We start from the raw sequence: 19,629 nt of genomic DNA, 5'->3' as shown, positions 1-19,629 counted from the left end.
GTGCCGGGGGGGCGGGACGCGGCTTCGCGCCTGCCCGCCATGACGCCCCGGCGCGGCATGAAGGCCCGAAGCGCAATGAGGGGCAGGGGACGGCGTGAGGCCGAGGGCCGCGCTGAGGCCCCGCTGCGTGCCGAGCGTCAGCCCCAAGCCCAGCCCCAAATCCAGCCCCAGCCCCCTACCCAGGTCCAGCGCGAGGCGCAAAAGCGCGGCGCGGCCCGGCGCGGCCCCTCCACGCCATCCGGCGCGGTCTGGCTCTACGGCACCCATGCGGTGGCGGCGGCGCTGAAAAACCCGGAGCGTCTGTTCCGCCGGCTGGTGATCACCGAGGAGGCGCAGGCCAGCCTGGCGGCGGAAGCGCCGCTGCCCTGGCCGATCCAGCCGGAGATTTCGCCGCGCGAGCGGATCGACCAGATTCTCGCCGCCAAGCCGGGTTCGGGCATCGTGCATCAAGGCATCGCCTTGCTGGCCGACCAGCTGGAGGCGCCCTCCTTGCAGGAGGCGCTGCTGCGCCCCGGCCCGGTGCTGGTACTCGACCAGATTTTCGACCCGCGCAATGTCGGCGCGCTGATGCGCACGGCCCAGGCTTTCGGCGCCTGCGCGGTGGTGGCGCAGGACCGCAACGCCCCGGAAGAGACCGGCGCCCTGGCGAAAGCCGCTTCCGGCGCGCTGGAGACGATCCCGCTGCTGCGCATCACCAACATCTCCCGCACGCTGACGGCGTTGAAGGACGCCGATGTCTGGGTGGTCGGGCTGGACGGCCATAGCCAGACCAGGCTGCGCGGCGAGGCCTTCGCCGGCCGGCGGGTGGCGCTGGTGCTGGGCAGCGAGGGCGAGGGCATGCGCCGGCTCACCCGCGAAACCTGCGATGAGATCTGCGCCCTGGCGATGCCGGGCGGCATGGAGAGCCTGAATGTCTCCGCCGCCGGCGCGGTGGCGTTATATGAACTAACGCGCACCCCTGGCTGACCCCGCCGGCTAACGGATTCTTTAGGTTTCGCTTAGGTGGCGGCGCTTTGCGGGAGTCCGCCCGGCGGGTACAAAAGCGCAAAGGGGTTCATGATGGGTCAAGCCGGGTCACTCCCGCCAGTTATCAATACGGTGCTCGTGGTGGATGACGAGCCCATGGTGCGCATGCTGGTCGTCGAGACGCTTGAGGAGCAGGGGTACCGGACATTCGAGGCGGAGGACGTGCCCTCCGCTTTGATGGTGCTGAACTCGTCCCAGCCGATCAATCTGTTGGTGACCGACGTGACGCTGCCCGGCCAGAATGGCCGCCAGCTGGCCGATGCCGCCAAGCAGATCCGCCCCGGGCTGAAGGTGCTGTTCATGACCGGCTATGCGCATAATATCGAGGTCGGCAATGGCAGCGCCATGGCCGAAGGCATGGAGATCATCACCAAGCCGTTTTCGCTGGATGGGCTGGCGAAGAAGATCCAGTCAATGATGGCGGACTGAAAACCGGCATTCCTCCCGCTAATTTATATTGCACGGCAATAAATTCCGGTGTTGCATATGCGGCATGGGACATTTTGCGCATGCCTTTCGCGGGGAAAGCTTTCGTTTCCCGGATCTGAAAACGGTTCTGGCGAAGGCCTCGGCCAAACGCTCGGGCGATGAGCTGGCCGGGCTGGCCGCGGCCTCGGATGCCGAGCGCGTCGCCGCGCGGGCGGTGCTGGCCGATCTGCCGTTGAAGATGTTCCTGGAAGAGCCGCTGATCCCCTATGAGACCGACGAGGTCACGCGGCTGATTTTCGACAAGCATGACCAGGCGGCCTTCAAGCCGGTGGCGCATATGACGGTCGGGCAGTTCCGGGACTGGCTGCTCTCCTACGAGGCGGATGCCGCCGCCCTGGCCGCTTTGGCGCCGGGGCTGATGCCGGAGATGGCGGCGGCGGCGAGCAAGCTGATGCGCAACCAGGATCTGATCGCGGTGGCGCGCAAATGCCGGGTGGTGAAAGCCTTCCGCAACACCATCGGGCTGGAGGGCCGGCTCTCCTCGCGGCTGCAGCCGAACCATCCCACGGATGACCTGAAGGGCATCGCCGCCTCGACGCTGGACGGGCTGCTTTACGGCACCGGCGATGCCGTCATCGGCATCAACCCGGCGACCGACAGCGTGCAGAACTGCATCTCCCTGCTTTCCATGCTCGATGAGCTGCGCGCCCGCTACGAAATCCCGACCCAGACCTGCGTGCTCACCCATGTGACCAACTCGATCGAGGTGATGAATGCCGGCGGCGCGGTGGATCTGGTGTTCCAGTCCATCGCCGGCTCGGAAGCGGCGAATGCCGGGTTCGGCATCAATCTCGGCATTCTGCGCGAGGCTTATGAGGCCTCACAATCGCTGAAGCGCGGCACCATCGGCCAGGATACGATGTATTTCGAGACCGGCCAGGGGGCGGCTTTGTCCGCCGGGGCGCATTTCGGGCTGGACCAGCAGACCATCGAGGCGCGGGCCTATGCGGTGGCGCGGGAATTCTCGCCGCTGCTGGTGAATACCGTGGTCGGCTTCATCGGCCCGGAATATCTCTATGACGGCAAGCAGATCATCCGCGCCGGGCTGGAGGATCATTTCTGCGGCAAGCTGCTCGGCATCTCGATGGGCTGCGACGTTTGCTACACCAACCATGCCGAGGCCGACCAGGACGACATGGACACGCTGATGACGCTGCTGACCGTGGCCGGCGTCTCCTTCGTCATCGCGGTGCCGGGGGCGGATGACGTGATGCTGAATTACCAGAGCCTCTCTTATCACGATATTCTCTATCTGCGCTCCAGCTTCGGCGCCCGCCCGGCGCCGGAATTCGAGGATTGGCTGGAGAAGATGGAGATGCTGGACCGGCATGGGCGGATGCGCCTGCCCGGGCCGCAGAACAAGGCGCAGCGCCGCCTGCTGGAGGCCCGCAATGCCGCCTGAGGAAAACGATCCCTGGGTGCTGCTGCGTCAGGCCACGCGCGCGCGCATCGGCCTCGGCCGGGCGGGGGATGCGATGAAGATTGGCGATGTGCTGGACTTCCAGTTCGCCCATGCCATGGCGCGCGATGCGGTGCACGCGAAGCTGGATGTGGCGACGCTGAAGGCCGCGCTGCCGGGGGCGCTGCAGGTGCACAGCGCCGCCAAGGACCGGGAGATTTATCTGCGTCGGCCGGATCTCGGCCGGGCGCTGGCGCCGGAGTGCCTGGAGACGTTGCCCAAGGGCGATTACGACGCGGTGATCGTGATCGGCGATGGGCTTTCCGCCACCGCCGTGATGCAGAATGCGGTGCCCGTGGCCCAGGCGCTGCTGGCCCGGCTGGGCGGCATGAAGCTGGCGCCTTTGGTCATTGCCACCCAGGCGCGGGTGGCGCTGGGCGATGATATCGGCGCGGCTTTGGGGGCGAGGCTGGTGGTGATGCTGATCGGCGAGCGGCCGGGGCTGACAGTGTCCGATTCTCTGGGCGTCTATCTCACCTTCGATCCGAAGCGCGGCACGCCGGATTCGGCGCGCAACTGCATCTCCAACGTGCATGGCCAGGGCGGGCTTTCGGCCGAGGCGGCGGCGGACATGCTGGCCTGGCTGATGCGCGAGGCGCTGCGCCGGGGGCTGACCGGGGTGGGGCTGAAGGAGGCCAGCGGCCTGACGCATGAGGGCGCCGCGCCGCTGGTTGGGCAGGCCTAAATCGCGGTTTCGCCCTCCGGGGCGGGGGCGCGACGGTTGGCCAAGGCGGTCTGGACCAGGGGCACGGCCCGGCTGGTGGCGCTGGCCAGCGCGGCGGTGAGGATCAGCGGCACCAAAAAATCCTGCCCGACGCGGGTGAAGCCGAACATCAGCGCCACGGCGGTGAAGGGCATCTCCATCGAGACGCCGAGGAAGGCGGCAGCGCCGACCAGGGCGAAGGCGCCGGCCGGCACCGCCGGCAGCACCAAGTTCCAGCCCAGCACGAGCAAGGTGGAGAGCAAAGCGCCGACGGTCAGCCCTGGTGTCAGCACCCCGCCTTCCGCACCGGCCCAGAGGGCGCCGGCAATGGCCGCCACCTTCAGCCCCAGCAAGGCCAGCGCCAGATGCAGCGGCAGCGCGCTCTCCAGCCCGAGCTGGATCGGCCCCTTGCCGTTGCCGGGCAGTTGCGGAAACGCCATGGCGGCGAGGCCGACCAGCGTGAATACCACCAGGCAGCGGCGGATCAGGCGGCCATCCGTGCGCATATTTTTGCGCGCGGCGGCGGTGAGGCGGGCGAAGCCATGCCCGGCCAGCCCGATGACCGGCGCGGCCAGCACGCACAGCACCAGCAGCGGCGCGGAGAGGGTGAAATCCGGGATGTGATATTGCGGCACATCGCCCAGCACCGACCAGGCGAGCATGGCGGCGATGCAGGAGCTGGCCAGCGCCATCAGAATGGAGCGCGGGTCGAGCCGCAGGATCAGCACCTCCAGCGCGAACACCGCGCCGCCCAGCGGCACGTTATACACCGCCGCCAGCCCCGCCCCAGCACCACAGCCGAGCAGGATTTTCGCCTCCTCCCCGGTGATGCCGGCCCAGCCGGTGAGGCGCTGGGTCAGCAGCGCGGCGATTTCGCGCGGCGCCACCTCCCGCCCCAGGGGCGAGCCCATGGCGACGGTGATAATCTGCAGCAGCGCGTGCCCCGTGGTGCTGCCGTAAGGCATGTGCTTGCCGCTGCTGGCGGCGGCTTTGATGCTGACCAGCTTGGCGCCGCGATTATACACCGCCCACCAGCCCAGCCCCGCCACCAGCCCGGCGATGAGCAGGGCCAGGGCGCGGTGCCAGGGCGGCACGGCGGCGACGGCGGTGAGGAAACTCTCCGGCCCGACCAGATCCCGCAAGCTGTAGCCATAGGTGACATGCTGCACGGCATGCAGCAGCAGCGCCATGCTGCCGCCGCCGATCCCGCCGGCGATTCCGACCAGGATGGTCACCAGGGCCAGTTTCAGGGAATGCCGCGCCGTGCCGCTCATGGGAAAATACTCCTTGTCTGCGGCGATGCTTTGCGCGATTTTGAAACGAAATAACAGTTATATTTGTTATTGTGATTCGTTATAAGCAGACTCATGGACCTGTTGCTCGATCCCGTTCTGCTGCGCAGCTTCGTCGCCGTCGCCCAGGCGGGCGGGTTTTCCGCCGCGGCCCGGCAGCTGGGGATCAGCCAGTCCGCCGTCAGCCAGCACGTCGCGCGGCTGGAGGCGCAGACCGGCCGGCGGCTGCTGGCGCGTGATACCCACCATGTGCGGCTGACCACGGATGGCGACGCGGTGCAGCCCTTTGCCCGGCAGGTGCTGGGGGCGAATGCGCGGATCGGCGAATATCTGGCCGAGGGGGCGCTGCGCGGGCGCATCCGCTTCGGCGCCTCGGAGGATTTCGTGTTCTCGGCCCTGCCGGAGCTGCTGGCGGATTTCCGGGACCGGCATGAGCAGGTGGATCTCGAACTGACGGTGGGGTTGAGCGAGGATTTATATGAGCGCTTCGATGCCGGGCAGCTGGATCTGATTCTGGCCAAGCGCCGGGAGGGGGATGTGCGCGGCCAGCGCGCCTGGGTGGACGAGCTGCGCTGGGTGGGGCGCAAGGGGCTGGTGCTGGCGCCGGGGGCGCGGGTGCCGCTGGTGATCTATCCGCCGCCCAGCATGACCCGCAAACGCGCTTTGGGGGTGCTGGACGCCAACCGCATCCCCTGGCGCGTGGCCTGCACCAGCGGCAGTTTGAGCGGGCTGCGCGCGGCGGCGATGGCGGGGCTGGGGGTGGTGCCGCTGGCGGGCCAACTGATCCCGCCCGGGCTGGAGGATCTGCCGGCCAGTGGCCTGCCCTCGCTGGGGCCGGTGGAGTTCGTGCTGCTGGGCGGCACCTATGGCGGCAACGACGCGGTGACGGCGCTGGGGCAGGTTCTGCTGGCGGGACGGGAGCGGTTGCGGGGAGGGTAGGGGGGCTGGCGGCAACGCGCCCTTTATGGTCATTCCCGAGGGCCGGACGCCTTCCCGAAAGCTGCCATTTGTAGATGGGTGGAGCGTAGCGTAACCCATCAAACGGCCGGGAGCTGGAACAAAGCGATGGGCTACGCTACGCTCCACCCATCTACGGCTTGCTAATTTGGCGGTTGCCAGAGGAGCTGTGCAATTGCGGTGTATGAATTTGCCCGATGAGCAATATCTTGTTTTGAGAAGTCGGCAAAGCTGATCAAACCTAGCCCCGGTTGCTTGGCTACGTAAGTAGCGACGTTTGGATTGTTCTGATAAAGATTTTCACAGAGGGTTTGTGCAAGAATGCCCTCTGTCGCGTAGGCGGCCAGCTTTTCTCGGTAAGGTTTATCCTGGAGCGAACGATTGCGAGACCGAGGGAGCAATGTGAGCGCGCCGATGAGGTTTCGAGAGTTGCTATAGTCTGTCGCATCAGCGAAGCCATGACTCGGCGGGAGGGCTGCGCTATCAAAAGCCTCCTTCAACAGGTGCTCAATGTCAAACGTTCTGGCACCTCGGTCGCGTTGCCAGTATGTTGGGAATCCAACTTTGTTTGTCAACGAAAATTCTTGTTCGAGATACGATGCTATACGTGCCAGGATAAAGAGGATATCCGATCGATCAGCTTTTTGATACTTCAAATGACCTAGGTTCGCTAGCACAGAAAAATACTTTCCCCATTCGGATTGCACGTAAGCCAAAAGGTCAGAAACATTCTTTCCGCGAAGATCCTTTGCAAGCTGAAATGATATGTCTTTCAAGTTATCGTAGTTGTTGTCTTTTCCTTCAATAGTCCGAGATGTAAGCAAAATATCGATCAGTTTGCTTGCAAGAGAAATCTTTCTTTTCCATTCCGTAGTGTTATCGTTGACCTCTACGGATGCGAGTAGAACCATAGATTGGAATCCGTAGCGTCGCGCAGCATTATAGTAGACACATTCGAAACCGTTCGTGATGTCCTCTTCTGCCCGTTTGATAAATCTGTAAATTTCGGAAAAACGCGTAATATCGTCGCGCGCAAACCGGACATAATCGTCGGCCGTCGCAAGCCCAAGGGTAACCGTATGTTCCTCGAACCAGCGGTGATACGCATCGCCTATCTGATCGAAATCACCCGCCGGGTCTCCTTTAGCCTTGCCTCGTATGGTTTTAGCCCATTTAGCACGAAACAGATTTCGGAAGAAAAGTGAATCCTCCTCTGGGTCAATGTCCCGAAGTTTGTTGATGGTGTCGATCCAGACTGTGTGGCACGAGTAGCTGTCTTCTGGCGATGTAATCTTTGATAGAATTTGACCTTTGAGCAGGTCGATTGGCCCTAGCCGTAGCCCACGGTCGTTCATTGTGACGAATACTCGGTGGGCTTCAGATTCACTATCCACCGAGATGTCGATCAATAAAACTCGCTCAACGACGTAATCAATGAAGTAGGCGATAGCTCCTCGGACAATGTCATTTAGGAGGTCTCCCGTCGCTCGGAGAGCTTCCAAGAGTTTTTTGTCGCCATCGTCAATGTTGGGTACTTCCTCAGCGTTCGCCATGGCCTCGGCTAGTGACTTCGTTTTGTCTAGGTATTTGTCGAAAATGGCGCGGCGAGTGGCTGAAAACTCAACTGAGTAATCCATCTCCCCGTAATTGACATTGCCTAGAAGTGTCGACAAATCCAAGGCGTCGGGAATGTTCTGATCTCTTCGATATCTTTCGAGATAGGCCAAAAGCAAAAATGTGGCCGTTAGTCTTTGCTGCCCATCGATTAGTGGCTTTTTAGCGTTCACGGCGGTTGAAGTGATTATCGACCCAAGGAAATACGGGGAATAGTTTGATACTTCCTTCCGCCCGTGTGAAGAGTCGTAGCTCAGGACAAAAGCGTTCTGTATATCGTTAAGCAACTCAACGAAATGCTTAGACTCCCATTTATACTCACGCTGAAAATACGGTAGAGAATAATGGCTCTGAAAGCAGGTCTTGATGGACTGTGTCGAAGGATTTACATAAGCCATAACGAGCTCTCACTGATGATTTCTGACGTAGAGATTGTAACACAATTTGTGTTATTGGCCAGTATGGTGGATGTCGGCGGTGGGTCGTGACGTGCCTTCTACCCTTCGGCTACGTATGTCAGCTTTCCTTGAAATCACACTTTGAACCCGCCATTCCCCTTCCGGACCACTCCCCCCCTCAAACCTCCTCCCGCAAAAACCGCCCAATCCCCGTCACCGCTTCCGACAGTGAGGACCGTATGATCCGCGCCTGTTCCGGAAAGGCCGTGAGCAATCTTGAGGGGAAGGCGCGGTCGAGCAGGACGAAGACGCCGCGGTCGTCGGCGCGGCGGATCAGGCGGCCGAAGGCCTGGCGCAGGCGCAGGCGCACGATCGCGTCGTCGTAATCCTTCGGCGCGCCGTGGCTCAGATGGGTGCGGCGGGTGCGGTGGAGAATGTCCGGGCGCGGCCAGGGGGTGCGCTCGAACACCACCAGCCGCAGGGAATTGCCGGGGATGTCGACGCCGTCGCGCATCGCATCGGTGCCGAGCAGGCAGGAATGTTCCTCGGCGCGGAAGATATCCACTAACGTCGCGTTATCCATCGCATCGACATGCTGGGCGTAGAGCGGGATGTTTTTCTCCTCGAGCGGGGCTGCGATTTTGGCGTGCACGGCGCGCAGGCGTGAGATCGCGGTGAACAGCCCGAGGCCGCCGCCGCCAGCGGCCTCGAACAAGGCCTTGTAGGCGCCGGCGAGCTGGCCGAGATCCTGGGTGTTGACGTCCGAGACCAGCACGACGCGGGTGCGCTCGCCATAATCGAAGGGGCTGTCGAAGGCGGCGCGGATGGCCGGCGCGGCGAGGTGCGCCGCGCCGGTGCGGGCCTCGGCATTTTCCCAGGCCTCTTCCATATCCGTGCCGTCGCGCAACGTGGCGGAGGTGATCAGCAGCCCATGCGCCGGGGCGGCGATGGATTGGGTGAAGGCTTCCGTCGGGTCCAGCAGATGCGATAGCAGGGCGATGTCCTTGTCCGTGCCGGCCTCGCGGTCCAGCCGCAGGAATTCGATGCGCGCCGGGCGCTCGCCGGGGGCGGGCTCGGCCTCCATGCCATCCAGGATGCGGCCCCAGCCGGAGAGCGGGTCGATGGCGCGGCGCTTCAGGCTGCGGGCGGTGCTCTCCAGCCGCTGGCGCATCGCCTCTTCGAGGTCCGGCTCGGTCTCCAGCCGTTCCAGCATGCGCGCGCGCAAGGCCACCAGGGGCGCGCGCAGCTGCGCCATGGCTTTGGAGAGTTTGCGGGCGGCGGGCAGCGCGTCCTCATTCAGCGGGTGCAGATCGGTCTCGAAGCCGAAGGGGGCGTTGAGGTCGGCCTCGGTGGCGCGGGCGCGGGACTGGGCGCGCAGGGCGCGCAGCAGGGCTTCGGCCGGATTGTCGTCGGCGGCGAGTTCCGGGTCGAGGCGCACGGAGAACATCGGCGCGGGCAGGCATTTGGCCAGATGCACCGCCTGCAGGATGGCTTTGTGGGTGGGCTCGTCCACCGCCGCCATATCCTCCAGCCGCTTGGCCAGGCCCCGGGCGCGTGAGCGCGTGCCCTCCGCTCCCAGCAGCCAGCGGCGCAGCTCCGCCATCGCGGTGCCGGAGAGCTCGATGGCAAAGGCGCTGTCGGCGGCATCGAAAATATGGTGGCCTTCGTCGAACACGTAGCGGGTCGGCACGCTGTCATCATCCAGCCCGCCCCAGACGGATTGCGCCATCACCAGCGCATGGTTGGCGATGACCAGATCCGCCTGGCGGGCATTGCGGATGACGCGCTCGATGACGCAGGTGGAAAAATGCGGGCAGGCGGCATGGATGCATTCGCCGCGCCGGTCGGCGATGGAGGCCAGCAGCCCCTGGCCGTAAAGCTCGGCGAACCAGCCGGGCAGGTCGCCGCCGAACAGGTCGCCATCGGCACTCGCGGCGGCCCAGCGGGCGATGAGCCCGAGCGGGATGGCGCGGGTTTCGGCGTTCATCGCGTCTTCGAAATTCAGCAGGCAGAGATAATTCTCCCGGCCCTTGCGCAGCACGACATTGCTGCCGGCGGGCAGGCGTTGGGCCTCCTGCTCGATCTGGCGCTGCAGATGCCGGGTATAGGTGGAAACCCAGACCGCGCCCTTGTTGCGGGTGGCCCAGAGCGAGGCGGGGGCGAGATAGCCCATGGTCTTGCCGGTGCCGGTGCCGGCCTCGGCGAGGACCACTTGCGGGCTGCCCTCGACCTCCCTTGGCGCAAAGGCGGCGGTGGCGGCGGAGCAGAAATCCGCCTGGGCGGGGCGCTGCTCGGCCTCGGGGCCGAGCAGGGAGGCGAGGCGCGCGCGGGCCTCGACCGGGGTGATGGGAAAGCTCGACGGCGGCGGGCGCGGCGCGACTTCCTCCCATTTCGGCAGGCGTTTCCAGAGGCGCATGGCCATGCCGTCCGGCTTGGCGTCGGGCTGGCCGAGGGCATTCAGGACATAGGGCGCCCAGAGCCAGCCGGCGGCGCCCATGCGGGCCGCAAGGCCAGGGGCGTCGCGGTTGGCCGGGGTGTCCTTGCCGGCGGCCAGACGGGTGAGCAGCAGTTCGGCCATTTCCGGCAGCGCCTGGGCGGCGGAGTCGAGCGAGGTCGGCACTGGGATTTCCAGCGCCCGCGCCAGCCCGGCCGGGGTGGGGGCGAGGCTCTGCGCCGGGTGCACGAAGGCGAAGAGTTCCAGCAGGTCGAGCAGCTGGATGGCGGGGTTGCCGAGGCGTCGCAGGGTGGCCGGCACATGGATGGCGAGCGGGATGGAGGCGCCGACCTGGCGCGCCACGCTGCCGGGCTTGATGGTGGTGATCACCCCGTCACCATCCAGCAGGACGGCGCGGCCATGGCCGGCGGCCAATGCGGGCAAGGCGGGAAGGGGCGGCATCATCCCGGTTATAGGTGGCTGTTCACGGTTTGTCTTGGGGTTTGTCGAGCAAAGCGGCGAGGCGGGCGAGATCTTTCGCCTCCAGCGGGTTGTAGATGACCATAGTCAGATCCGGCCGGCCATCGACCGCGAAGGCGGAATATTCGAAGGCGAGCGGGCCCAGCAGCGGGTGTTTGATATGCTTCACCGCCTCGCCAGGGGCGCCGTGGAGGTCGTGCTCCTGCCACAGACGGGCGAAATCCGGGCTTTTGCGGGACAGCTCCTCGACCAGCGGGGCGATTTCGGCGGCGGCGCCGCTGCGGGCGGTATCCACCCGGAAGGCGCCGAGCACGAAGCGGGCGACGGTTTCCCAGTCATGCTGGGCGGCGCGGGCGCGGGGCTCCAGGAACATGTGGCGCAAGATGTTGCGGTTCTCCGGCGGCAGCGAATCGTAATCGGCCAGCAGCACGCAGGCGGCGCGGTTCCAGGCGGCGACATCCCAGATCGCGGTACGGATCACGGCCGGGGTGGGGGAGAGCGCGTCCAGCACACGTTGCAGGCGCGGGGTGATCGGGCTGCTGCGATATTTCACCTCCGGCGGGCGGCCGAGGCCAAGCAGGAAGAGATGCTCGCGCTCGATATCGGTGAGCATCAAGGCGCGGGCGATGCGCTCCAGCACATCCGCCGAGGGGGCGCCGCCGCGGCCTTGTTCCAGCCAAGTGTACCAGGCCGGGCTGATATTGGCGCGCTGGGCCACCTCCTCGCGGCGCAGGCCGGGGGTGCGCCGGCGCGCGGCGGGCAGACCCAAAGCCGCCGGGTCCAGCCGGGCGCGGCGGTCTTTCAGATAGGTGCCGAGCACGTTGGCGGGGGCGAGGCTAGGAGACATTATAATAGGATAAACTCACGTCTTTTCTACCATAGCGCGCTGGCCAAATCTTCCGCCAGAGGCAAAATGGAAGGATTTGAGCATGCGTGTTTTTGTAACGGGCGCCACGGGGTTTATCGGCTCCGCTTTGGTGAAAGAGCTGATACTGGCCGGGCATGAGGTGACCGGGCTGTATCGTGACGAGGCCAAGCGCGCCGCGCTGGAAGCGACCGGGGCCACCGCCCTGCACGGCGACATGAAGGATTACAAATTGCTGACCAAAGCGGCGGCTGAGTCTGATGGCGTGGCGCATCTGGCCTTCAACCATGATTTCTCCACCTTCATGGCGAATTGCGAGGATGACCGGCATGTTGTCGCAGCCCTTGGGGCGGGGCTGGCGGGGAGCAAAAAGCCGCTGATCGTCACCTCCGGCACCGGCATTGCCCGCAACGAGGCGGGGGCGGTGGCGACGGAAGACGCGCGGCCGGATGCGAGCGTGCCGCGCGCGGCTTCCGAAGAGGCGGCGCGGGCGCTGGCGGACCAGGGCGGGGCGGGGGCGATCATGCGGCTGCCGCAGGTACATGATCCGCGCCGGCAGGGGCTGGTGAGCTATTATATTCAGCTGGCGTTGCAGCATGGCTATCTGGCGCTCATCGGCGAGGGGACGAATCGCTGGCCGGCGGCGGCGCGGGTGGATGTGGCGCGGCTCTACCGGCTGGCGCTGGAGGCGGCGCGGCCGGGGGCGGTGTATCATGCCGTGGCCGAGGAAGGGGTGGCGATGCGCGACATCGCGCGGGTGCTGAGCACGCAGTTGAAGCTGCCGGTGAAGTCGATCACCCCGGACGAGGCGCAGGGCTATTTCGGCTGGCTGGCGATGTTTGCCGGGCATGACATGCCGGCTTCGAGCGCCTGGACCCGGGAGACGCTTGGCTGGAGTCCGACCGGGCCGACCATGCTGGAAGATCTGGCCAGGCTGGAGCTGGAAACGGTCTAAAAGTTTTTGAGGGTGTAGGAACTTTTTCCAAAAAGTTCCCACGAACGTTTGGGGTATTGGCACCGCCGTTGCCAACGCCCCAAACGTTTTTCGCCGCTTTTTTTGTAAAAAAAGCGGCACCAAAAAAACTTTTGCTCTATAGATACTTGCGCAGATAGACGCGGTTCAGCCCGTCCGGCGGCGGGGCGGTGTCCGCCATCAGCTTGTTGATGTCGATCGCCGGCATCCCGGCCAGCAAGGCGGCCTGCAGCCCCTGGGCGCTATCCTCGAACACCAGGCAGGTGGCGGGGGCCAGCCCCATGCGCCGTGCGGCTTCCAGGAACAGATCCGGCGCCGGCTTGGCGTTGGCGACATCCTCAATGGTGACGATCTGGTTGAATAATGGCCGCAGCCCGGTGGCCTCCAGCGTGGCCTGCACGATCTCCGCCGGGCCGGAGGAGGCGACGGCCAGTTGCAGCCGCCCGGCCTGGGCGCGGGCGATGTTGGCGACGGCCTGAATCTCCCGCAGGCTGTGCAGATTGTCCATCACATGCGCGCGGGTCAGCCTTGCCACGTCTTCGCGCGGCAGGGTGGTGCCGAAATGCCGCTCCACATCGTCCAGCAGCAGGTCCTCGGAGAGGCCGGCGCGGGGGCGGAACCATTCCAGCTCCAGCCGGGCCCCGAATTCCGCCAAGGCCGCCATCCAGGCCGCGGCGTAGAGGGGCGGGGTGTCCACCAGCGTGCCGTCGCAATCGAAAATCAGGCCCTGGATGTGCGCAGGAATATCCATGCGGCGATACTGGATTGGGGCAGGGTTGTTGCCAAGTGGGCATAAGAGAAACGTTGCTTGCCTTGGTCCCGGAATTTGTCTAAGCGGAGGGCATGGCTTCTGCCCCCACCTTCGCTGGGCTGCTCCTTCGACTTATCCGCCCCTGAGCGATAAGTGATTTTTCGCGCGTGTCCGATGACCGCGCCCGCCGCTCAGGGGAATGCCAGAAACACCGCCCACGGCAGATAAATTCGGAGCAGAGTTATGAGCTTTACGCACCCCAATTTTGGCAAGATCGACGAAAACCGCGTCATTATTTTCGACACCACGCTGCGCGACGGCGAGCAATCCCCTGGCTTCTCGATGAATCTGGACGAGAAGATCCGCATGGCGGAGGCATTGGCTTCGTTGGGCGTGGATGTGATCGAGGCCGGCTTTCCGATCGCCTCGCCAGGCGATTTCGAGAGCGTGCAGAAAATCGCCGAGACGGTGAAGGGCCCGGTGATCACCGGCCTGTCCCGCTCCGCGCCCAATGACATCACCCGCGCCGGCGAGGCCATTCGCGACGCCGAGCGCAAGCGCATCCACACCTTCATCTCCACCTCGCCCTTGCACATGAAGTACAAGCTGAAGATGGAGCCGGAGGTGGTGCTGGAGCATGTGACCAAATCCGTGACCCTGGCCCGCCAGTTCACCGACGACGTGGAATGGTCCGCCGAGGACGGCACCCGCACCGACATGGAATTCCTGCTGCGCTGCGTGGAGGCGGCGATCAAGGCCGGCGCCACCACCATCAATATCCCCGATACGGTCGGCTATGCGGTGCCGGAGGATATGGTGCGGATCTTCTCCACCGTGCGCGAGAAGGTGCCGGGGGCGGACCAGGTGATTTTGTCCACCCATAATCATAATGATCTGGGCCTGGCCGTGGCCAACACGCTGGCGGCGGTGAAGGGCGGGGCCCGGCAGATCGAATGCACGATCAACGGCATCGGCGAGCGCGCCGGCAATGCCGCGCTGGAAGAGGTGGTGATGGCCATCCGCACCCGGCCGGATGCCGCGCCCTACCAGCACCAGATCGAGACCCCGCGCATTCTGCGCACCTCCAAGCTGCTGGCGACGATCACCGGCTTCGATGTGCAGCCGAACAAGGCGATCGTCGGGCGCAACGCCTTCGCGCATGAGAGCGGCATCCATCAAGACGGGATGCTGAAGAATGCCGCCACCTATGAGATCATGACCCCGGAATCGGTGGGCTGGCAGAAGACCTCGCTGGTGATGGGCAAGCATTCCGGCCGTGCCGCCTTCCGCGACAAGCTGAACGCGCTGGGTTATGGCGACATCGGCGATAACGCGCTGAACGACGCCTTCTCCCGCTTCAAGATTTTGGCCGACCGCAAGAAGGTTGTGTATGACGAGGACATCGTCGCGCTGGTGGATGACGAGGTCGTGCGCAGCCATGAGACGATCAAGTTCATCGGGCTGGAGGTCTGGGCCGGCTCGCGCGAGCCGGCGCGGGCCAAGCTGGAGCTGGAGATCGACGGCGCGGTGAAAGCCGCCGATGAACGCGGCGACGGGCCGGTGGATGCCGCCTTCAACGCCATGCGCAGCATTTTCCCGCACACCGCCGAGCTGGCCTTGTTCTCGGTCGGCGCCGTCACCGAGGGCACCGACGCCCAGGCCCGCTGCACGGTGCGCCTGACCGAGGAGGGCAAGAGCGTGGACGGGCAGGGGGCGGATACCGACACCATCGTCGCCGCCGTGCGGGCTTATATCCATGCGCTGAACAAGCTGGTGACCAAGCGCGCCCGCACCGCCCCGGAGGCGATGAGCGCGTAACGCCCAAAACCGGGGGAATCGGGCAGTATAGCACCGTTTTCCCCGGCAAAAGTTAATTTTTCGGCGCGTTTTTCACGCCCGGGACATGAGCGCAAAGCTCTTGTGTCCGGGCGTTTCAATGAATAGATAGAACTCATCTCAAAGGGGTGACCCCGGTGCTTCGGGCCGGCGCCACCCGCTGCAAAGGAGCATATATATGAGCAAAGTCATCGGTATTGACCTTGGTACCACCAATTCTTGCGTGGCGGTGCTGGAGGGCAAGGATGTCCGCGTCATCGAGAACGCCGAGGGCGCGCGCACGACGCCGTCCATGGTCGCCTTCTCTGACTCGGGCGAGCGTCTCGTCGGCCAGAGCGCCAAGCGCCAGGCCGTTACCAACCCGACCAACACGCTGTTCGCGGTCAAGCGCCTGATTGGCCGCCGTTATGACGACCCGACCGTGGCCAAGGATAAGGGGCTGGTGCCCTATACCATCGCCAAGGGCGATAATGGCGATGCTTGGGTTGAGGCGCGTGGCGAGAAATATTCGCCGAGCCAGATTTCCTCCTACATCCTGACCAAGATGAAGGAGACCGCCGAGGCGTATCTCGGTGAGACCGTCACCCAGGCCGTCATCACCGTGCCGGCCTACTTCAACGACGCCCAGCGCCAGGCGACCAAGGATGCCGGCAAGATCGCCGGGCTTGAGGTGCTGCGCATCATCAACGAGCCGACGGCGGCCGCCCTGGCCTACGGCATGGACAAGAAGAACGCCGGCACCATCGCGGTCTATGACCTTGGTGGCGGTACCTTCGACGTCTCCGTGCTCGAGCTGGGCGATGGCGTGTTCGAGGTGAAATCCACCAACGGCGATACCTTCCTCGGCGGTGAGGATTTCGACGCCCGCATCATCGATTATCTGGCGTCCGAGTTCCAGAAGGACCAGGGCATTGACCTGCGTAAGGACAAGCTGGCTCTGCAGCGCCTGAAGGAAGCTGCGGAGAAGGCGAAGATCGAGCTGTCCTCCTCCAAGGAGACCGAGATCAACCTGCCCTTCATCACCGCCGACGCCACCGGGCCGAAGCATCTGGTGCTGAAGCTGACCCGCGCGAAGCTGGAGAGCCTGGTCGAGGATCTGATCGAGCGCACCTTGGCCCCGTGCCGCGCGGCGCTGAAGGATGCCGGTGTCACCGCCGGTGAGATCTCCGAGGTGATCCTGGTCGGCGGTATGACCCGCATGCCGAAGGTCATCGAGACGGTGAAGAGCTTCTTCGGCAAGGAGCCGGCCCGCAATGTGAACCCCGACGAGGTCGTGGCGATCGGCGCGGCCATCCAGGGCGGCGTGCTGAAGGGCGACGTCAAGGACGTGCTGCTGTTGGACGTGACCCCGCTCTCGCTGGGCATCGAGACGCTGGGTGGCGTGTTCACCCGTCTGATCGACCGCAACACCACGATTCCGACCAAGAAGAGCCAGACCTTCTCCACCGCCGAGGACGGCCAGACGGCCGTGACCATCAAGGTCTTCCAGGGCGAGCGCGAGATGGCGGCGGACAACAAGCTCTTGGGCAATTTCGACCTGCAGGGCATTCCCGCCGCGCCGCGCGGCGTGCCGCAGATCGAGGTGACCTTCGATATCGACGCCAACGGCATCGTCTCCGTCTCCGCCAAGGACAAGGCGACCGGCAAGGAGCAGCAGATCCGTATCCAGGCCTCTGGCGGTCTGTCCGATGCCGATATCGAGCGCATGGTGAAGGATGCCGAGGAGAACGCGGCGGCTGACAAGGCGCGGCGCGAGGCGGTGGAAGCGCGCAACCAGACCGAAGGGCTGATCAACCAGGTTGAGAAGACCCTGAAGGATGGCGGCGACAAGATCGCCCCGGCCGACAAGACCGAGGCGGAGGCCGCGATTGCCGAAGCCAAGAGCGCGCTGGAGAGCGGCAGCGCCGAGACGGTGAAGGCCGCCTCCGAGAAGCTGACCCAGGTGGCGATGAAGATCGGCGAGGCGATGTACAAGGCCGAGGCCGCCGCCGGCGCGGCGCAGCCGGGGGCCGAGAGCACTGGGCCGAATGGCGAGAAGGTCGTGGACGCCGATTTCGAGGACGTCAACGACAAGAACAAATCCGCCTGAAACCGGGTTTGAGCTGACAAAAAGATCCCGGGGCGAGGGCCCCGGGATTTTCCGTTTCTAGAGCAATATATGTTTAGGTTGACGCGTCAGCGTCAAGATAAACACATGAAATTGCTCGCTAAAACAAAACTTAGAGCGTCAGGCTAAAAGCTTGATGCTCTAGCCGCTAGGGAATAAAGCGCCGCCATGGCCAAACAGGATTACTACGCCACGCTGGGGGTCGCGCGTGGCGCCAGCGCCGATGAGCTGAAAAAGGCCTACCGCAAGCTCGCCATGCAATATCACCCGGACCGCAACCCGGGCGACACGGCGGCGGAGGCGAAATTCAAGGAGTTGAACGAAGCCTATGACGTTCTGAAGGACGATCAGAAGCGCGCCGCCTATGACCGCTTCGGCCATTCCGCCTTCGAGAATGGCGGCATGGGCGGCGGTGGCGGCTTTGGCGGCGGCTTCGGTGGGTTTGAGGGCGGGCTCGGCGATATTTTCGAACAGATGTTCGGCGGTGGCGGCCGGCGCGGCGCTGAGCGCGCGCAGACCGGCGCCGACATCAAGGCCGCCGTGACCATCGACCTCACGGAAGCCTTCGCCGGCACCAAGGCGAATGTGCGCGTGGCGACCCGGATGGCCTGCGATGCCTGTAACGGCTCCGGCTCCGCCGACAAGAATGCCAGCGCCGATAGCTGCGCCACCTGCGGCGGGGCTGGCCGGGTGCGCGCCCAGCAGGGCTTCTTCGTGGTCGAGCGCACCTGCCCGACCTGCGGCGGCAGCGGCCATACCGTGCGCAACCCGTGCCGGGTATGTTCCGGTGCGGGTACGGTGCCGCGTGAGCGCACGCTCGCGGTGCAGATCCCCGCCGGGGTGGAGGATGGCACCCGCATCCGCCTGGCCGGCGAGGGCGAGGCCGGGCCGCGCGGTGCCCAGCCGGGCGATCTCTATGTGCATGTCGCGATCCGCCCGCATGCGATCTTCCAGCGCGACGGGGCGAATATTTTCTGCCGGGTGCCGCTGCGCATGGCCCAGGCGGCCCTGGGCGGGGAGATCGAGGTACCGGCGATCGATGGCAGCGCCGCGCGGGTGAAGATCCCGGCCGGCACCCAGTCCGGCGACCAGTTCCGCTTGCGCGCCAAGGGGTTCTCGGTGCTGCGCTCGACCCAGCGTGGCGATATGTATATCCAGGTGGCGGTGGAAACCCCGCAGAACCTGACCAAGCGCCAGCGCGAGCTGCTGGAGCAGTTCGACCAGGAATCCGCCAGCCATCAGGCTGGCAGCCCGGAGCATGAGGGCTTCTTCGCGAAGGTGAAGGATTTCTTAAAAGGTGTCGCGGAGGGCAATTAGTCCTATTTCTGCCCTATAAATCCGGCAATTTCGCCACGCTACGAATTGTAATCCATTTGGCCGGCGCGTTGGCGAAGACCCGGCCAGGGATTAGATAAGTGGGTGGTTTGAAAGCCTTGTTAGGGAGTTTCGGATGTTGAACAAAATCACGGTGGCGGCCTTGGTGCCGCTGCTGGCTCTGGGGGCCTGCACGGCGGCCACGCCGACCGGCCCTACCATTACGGCACTGCCCGGCCCCGGCAAAAGCTGGGAGCAGTTCCAGGCGGATCAGGCGAGCTGCCAGGCCTATGCCCAGTCGCAGATGCCCTATGCCGGGGCAACCGCGCAGAATTCGCAGAATAATTCCGTCGCCACCGCGGCGCTTGGCACCGCCATTGGCGCCGGCGCTGGCGCGGTGCTGGGCTCGCTCTCCGGCAATGTCGGCGCGGGGGCGGCCATCGGCGCCGGGGCGGGGCTGCTTGGCGGCGCCGCCGTGGCGGGTAATAATACCCAGGCGACGGCGGATTCGCTGCAGCACCGGTATAATGTAGCCTACGCGCAGTGCATGGTGGGACATGGCGAGACGATCCAGCAAGCTGCCGCACCGGCCTATTACGCAGCGCCGCCCGCCTATTATGCCGCGCCACCTCCGCCCCCTCCGGGATATTATTATTACCGTCCCTGAGCCTGCCGGGGTCGGGATTGACGATGTAACGCTGGCGAGAGCGCATCTCGCCACGCCGGTTCGCAAATGGCGCCGCAACCCATGGGCCTGGGGGGCGGCGCTGCTTTTGCATGCGCTGGTGATTGCCGCGGCCCTGCTGGTGCGGGTGCGCCCCCCGCCGGAGCCGCAAAGCCCGCCCGGCCTGTCTGTGGTGTTCGACAGCGAGGGCACCGGCCCGCAGACCACCGCGCCGCAGAGCCCACTGCACGGCCCGCCGCAGCCGGC

At 65.0% G+C, this 19,629-nt stretch carries 15 protein-coding genes; 10 read left to right on the top strand and 5 right to left on the bottom strand.

Annotated elements, in window-relative coordinates; all coding sequences use genetic code 11:
* Positions 1-75 precede the first annotated feature (75 nt).
* From MXAZACID_RS08180 to eutC, 4 genes are all read left to right on the top strand, one after another.
* Positions 76-966: an RNA methyltransferase gene (locus MXAZACID_RS08180; RefSeq protein WP_008493773.1), complete on the top strand. Its 891-nt coding sequence runs from the start codon at positions 76-78 to the stop codon at positions 964-966.
* A 141-nt stretch (positions 967-1,107) separates the two neighbouring features.
* Complete coding sequence (locus tag MXAZACID_RS08175; RefSeq protein ID WP_205619751.1) at positions 1,108-1,455, top strand: response regulator; 348 nt, start codon at positions 1,108-1,110, stop codon at positions 1,453-1,455.
* A 64-nt stretch (positions 1,456-1,519) separates the two neighbouring features.
* Positions 1,520-2,917 (top strand): ethanolamine ammonia-lyase subunit EutB, encoded by a 1,398-nt coding sequence (locus tag MXAZACID_RS08170; RefSeq protein WP_008493771.1) that lies wholly within the window; start codon positions 1,520-1,522, stop codon positions 2,915-2,917.
* Positions 2,907-3,659, top strand: coding sequence for an ethanolamine ammonia-lyase subunit EutC (gene eutC, locus MXAZACID_RS08165; RefSeq protein ID WP_008493770.1), 753 nt, complete (start codon positions 2,907-2,909; stop codon positions 3,657-3,659). Before MXAZACID_RS08170 ends, eutC begins: the two co-directional genes overlap by 11 nt.
* Here the strand turns inward: eutC and MXAZACID_RS08160 are convergent.
* Entirely contained in the window at positions 3,656-4,951 is a 1,296-nt protein-coding gene (locus MXAZACID_RS08160; protein ID WP_008493769.1) for a chloride channel protein, read from the bottom strand. The two genes, eutC and MXAZACID_RS08160, sit on opposite strands and share 4 nt — an antisense overlap.
* Positions 4,952-5,044: 93 nt before the next feature.
* Here MXAZACID_RS08160 and MXAZACID_RS08155 point away from each other — a divergent pair, with 93 nt between their 5' ends.
* On the top strand, positions 5,045-5,908 hold the full coding sequence (locus MXAZACID_RS08155) for a LysR family transcriptional regulator (RefSeq protein ID WP_008493768.1): 864 nt from the start codon (positions 5,045-5,047) through the stop codon (positions 5,906-5,908).
* Between the two features lie 161 nt (positions 5,909-6,069).
* Here the strand turns inward: MXAZACID_RS08155 and MXAZACID_RS08150 are convergent, their stop codons facing one another.
* The 3 genes from MXAZACID_RS08150 to MXAZACID_RS08140 form a co-directional block, all read right to left on the bottom strand.
* Complete coding sequence (locus MXAZACID_RS08150; RefSeq protein WP_008493767.1) at positions 6,070-7,938, bottom strand: DUF262 domain-containing protein; 1,869 nt, start codon at positions 7,936-7,938, stop codon at positions 6,070-6,072.
* 178 nt (positions 7,939-8,116) lie between these two features.
* On the bottom strand, positions 8,117-10,837 hold the full coding sequence (locus MXAZACID_RS08145) for an ATP-dependent DNA helicase (protein ID WP_008493766.1): 2,721 nt from the start codon (positions 10,835-10,837) through the stop codon (positions 8,117-8,119).
* 19 nt (positions 10,838-10,856) lie between these two features.
* Entirely contained in the window at positions 10,857-11,699 is an 843-nt protein-coding gene (locus tag MXAZACID_RS08140) for a helix-turn-helix transcriptional regulator (protein ID WP_008493765.1), read from the bottom strand.
* A gap of 82 nt (positions 11,700-11,781) precedes the next feature.
* Between MXAZACID_RS08140 and MXAZACID_RS08135 the strand changes: the two genes are divergently transcribed.
* Positions 11,782-12,672, top strand: a complete 891-nt coding sequence (locus MXAZACID_RS08135; RefSeq protein ID WP_008493764.1) for an SDR family oxidoreductase — start codon at positions 11,782-11,784, stop codon at positions 12,670-12,672.
* A 136-nt stretch (positions 12,673-12,808) separates the two neighbouring features.
* On the opposite strand, the gene MXAZACID_RS08130 is transcribed toward MXAZACID_RS08135, so the two are convergent.
* Positions 12,809-13,441: an HAD family phosphatase gene (locus MXAZACID_RS08130; protein ID WP_008493763.1), complete on the bottom strand. Its 633-nt coding sequence runs from the start codon at positions 13,439-13,441 to the stop codon at positions 12,809-12,811.
* Between the two features lie 243 nt (positions 13,442-13,684).
* Here MXAZACID_RS08130 and MXAZACID_RS08125 point away from each other — a divergent pair, with 243 nt between their 5' ends.
* From MXAZACID_RS08125 to MXAZACID_RS08110, 4 genes are all read left to right on the top strand, one after another.
* Positions 13,685-15,259, top strand: a complete 1,575-nt coding sequence (locus MXAZACID_RS08125; protein WP_008493762.1) for a 2-isopropylmalate synthase — start codon at positions 13,685-13,687, stop codon at positions 15,257-15,259.
* Between the two features lie 196 nt (positions 15,260-15,455).
* Positions 15,456-17,366, top strand: a complete 1,911-nt coding sequence (dnaK, locus tag MXAZACID_RS08120; protein ID WP_008493761.1) for a molecular chaperone DnaK — start codon at positions 15,456-15,458, stop codon at positions 17,364-17,366.
* Between the two features lie 186 nt (positions 17,367-17,552).
* Complete coding sequence (gene dnaJ, locus MXAZACID_RS08115; RefSeq protein ID WP_008493760.1) at positions 17,553-18,701, top strand: molecular chaperone DnaJ; 1,149 nt, start codon at positions 17,553-17,555, stop codon at positions 18,699-18,701.
* Between the two features lie 133 nt (positions 18,702-18,834).
* Positions 18,835-19,365, top strand: coding sequence for a glycine zipper family protein (locus tag MXAZACID_RS08110; protein WP_008493759.1), 531 nt, complete (start codon positions 18,835-18,837; stop codon positions 19,363-19,365).
* Positions 19,366-19,629 lie beyond the last annotated feature (264 nt).

It is taken from the genome of Acidocella sp. MX-AZ02, assembly GCF_000306035.1.
In the GTDB taxonomy this organism is placed as follows: Bacteria; Pseudomonadota; Alphaproteobacteria; order Acetobacterales; family Acetobacteraceae; genus Acidocella; species Acidocella facilis.
Note: the sequence above shows the minus strand (reverse complement) of the source record. Positions and strands in the feature narration are given on the sequence as shown.

Excerpts from the sequence above, each read along its gene's own strand:
- MXAZACID_RS08160 (WP_008493769.1), bottom strand. The coding sequence starts at position 4,951 with ATGAGCGGCACGGCGCGGCATTCCCTGAAACTGGCCCTGGTGACCATC.
- MXAZACID_RS08145 (WP_008493766.1), bottom strand. The coding sequence starts at position 10,837 with ATGATGCCGCCCCTTCCCGCCTTGCCCGCATTGGCCGCCGGCCATGGC.
- MXAZACID_RS08140 (WP_008493765.1), bottom strand. The coding sequence starts at position 11,699 with ATGTCTCCTAGCCTCGCCCCCGCCAACGTGCTCGGCACCTATCTGAAA.
- eutC (WP_008493770.1), top strand. The coding sequence starts at position 2,907 with ATGCCGCCTGAGGAAAACGATCCCTGGGTGCTGCTGCGTCAGGCCACG.
- MXAZACID_RS08130 (WP_008493763.1), bottom strand. The coding sequence starts at position 13,441 with ATGGATATTCCTGCGCACATCCAGGGCCTGATTTTCGATTGCGACGGC.
- MXAZACID_RS08155 (WP_008493768.1), top strand. The coding sequence starts at position 5,045 with ATGGACCTGTTGCTCGATCCCGTTCTGCTGCGCAGCTTCGTCGCCGTC.
- MXAZACID_RS08125 (WP_008493762.1), top strand. The coding sequence starts at position 13,685 with ATGAGCTTTACGCACCCCAATTTTGGCAAGATCGACGAAAACCGCGTC.
- dnaK (WP_008493761.1), top strand. The coding sequence starts at position 15,456 with ATGAGCAAAGTCATCGGTATTGACCTTGGTACCACCAATTCTTGCGTG.
- MXAZACID_RS08150 (WP_008493767.1), bottom strand. The coding sequence starts at position 7,938 with ATGGCTTATGTAAATCCTTCGACACAGTCCATCAAGACCTGCTTTCAG.
- MXAZACID_RS08170 (WP_008493771.1), top strand. The coding sequence starts at position 1,520 with ATGGGACATTTTGCGCATGCCTTTCGCGGGGAAAGCTTTCGTTTCCCG.
- MXAZACID_RS08180 (WP_008493773.1), top strand. The coding sequence starts at position 76 with ATGAGGGGCAGGGGACGGCGTGAGGCCGAGGGCCGCGCTGAGGCCCCG.
- MXAZACID_RS08110 (WP_008493759.1), top strand. The coding sequence starts at position 18,835 with ATGTTGAACAAAATCACGGTGGCGGCCTTGGTGCCGCTGCTGGCTCTG.
- MXAZACID_RS08135 (WP_008493764.1), top strand. The coding sequence starts at position 11,782 with ATGCGTGTTTTTGTAACGGGCGCCACGGGGTTTATCGGCTCCGCTTTG.
- dnaJ (WP_008493760.1), top strand. The coding sequence starts at position 17,553 with ATGGCCAAACAGGATTACTACGCCACGCTGGGGGTCGCGCGTGGCGCC.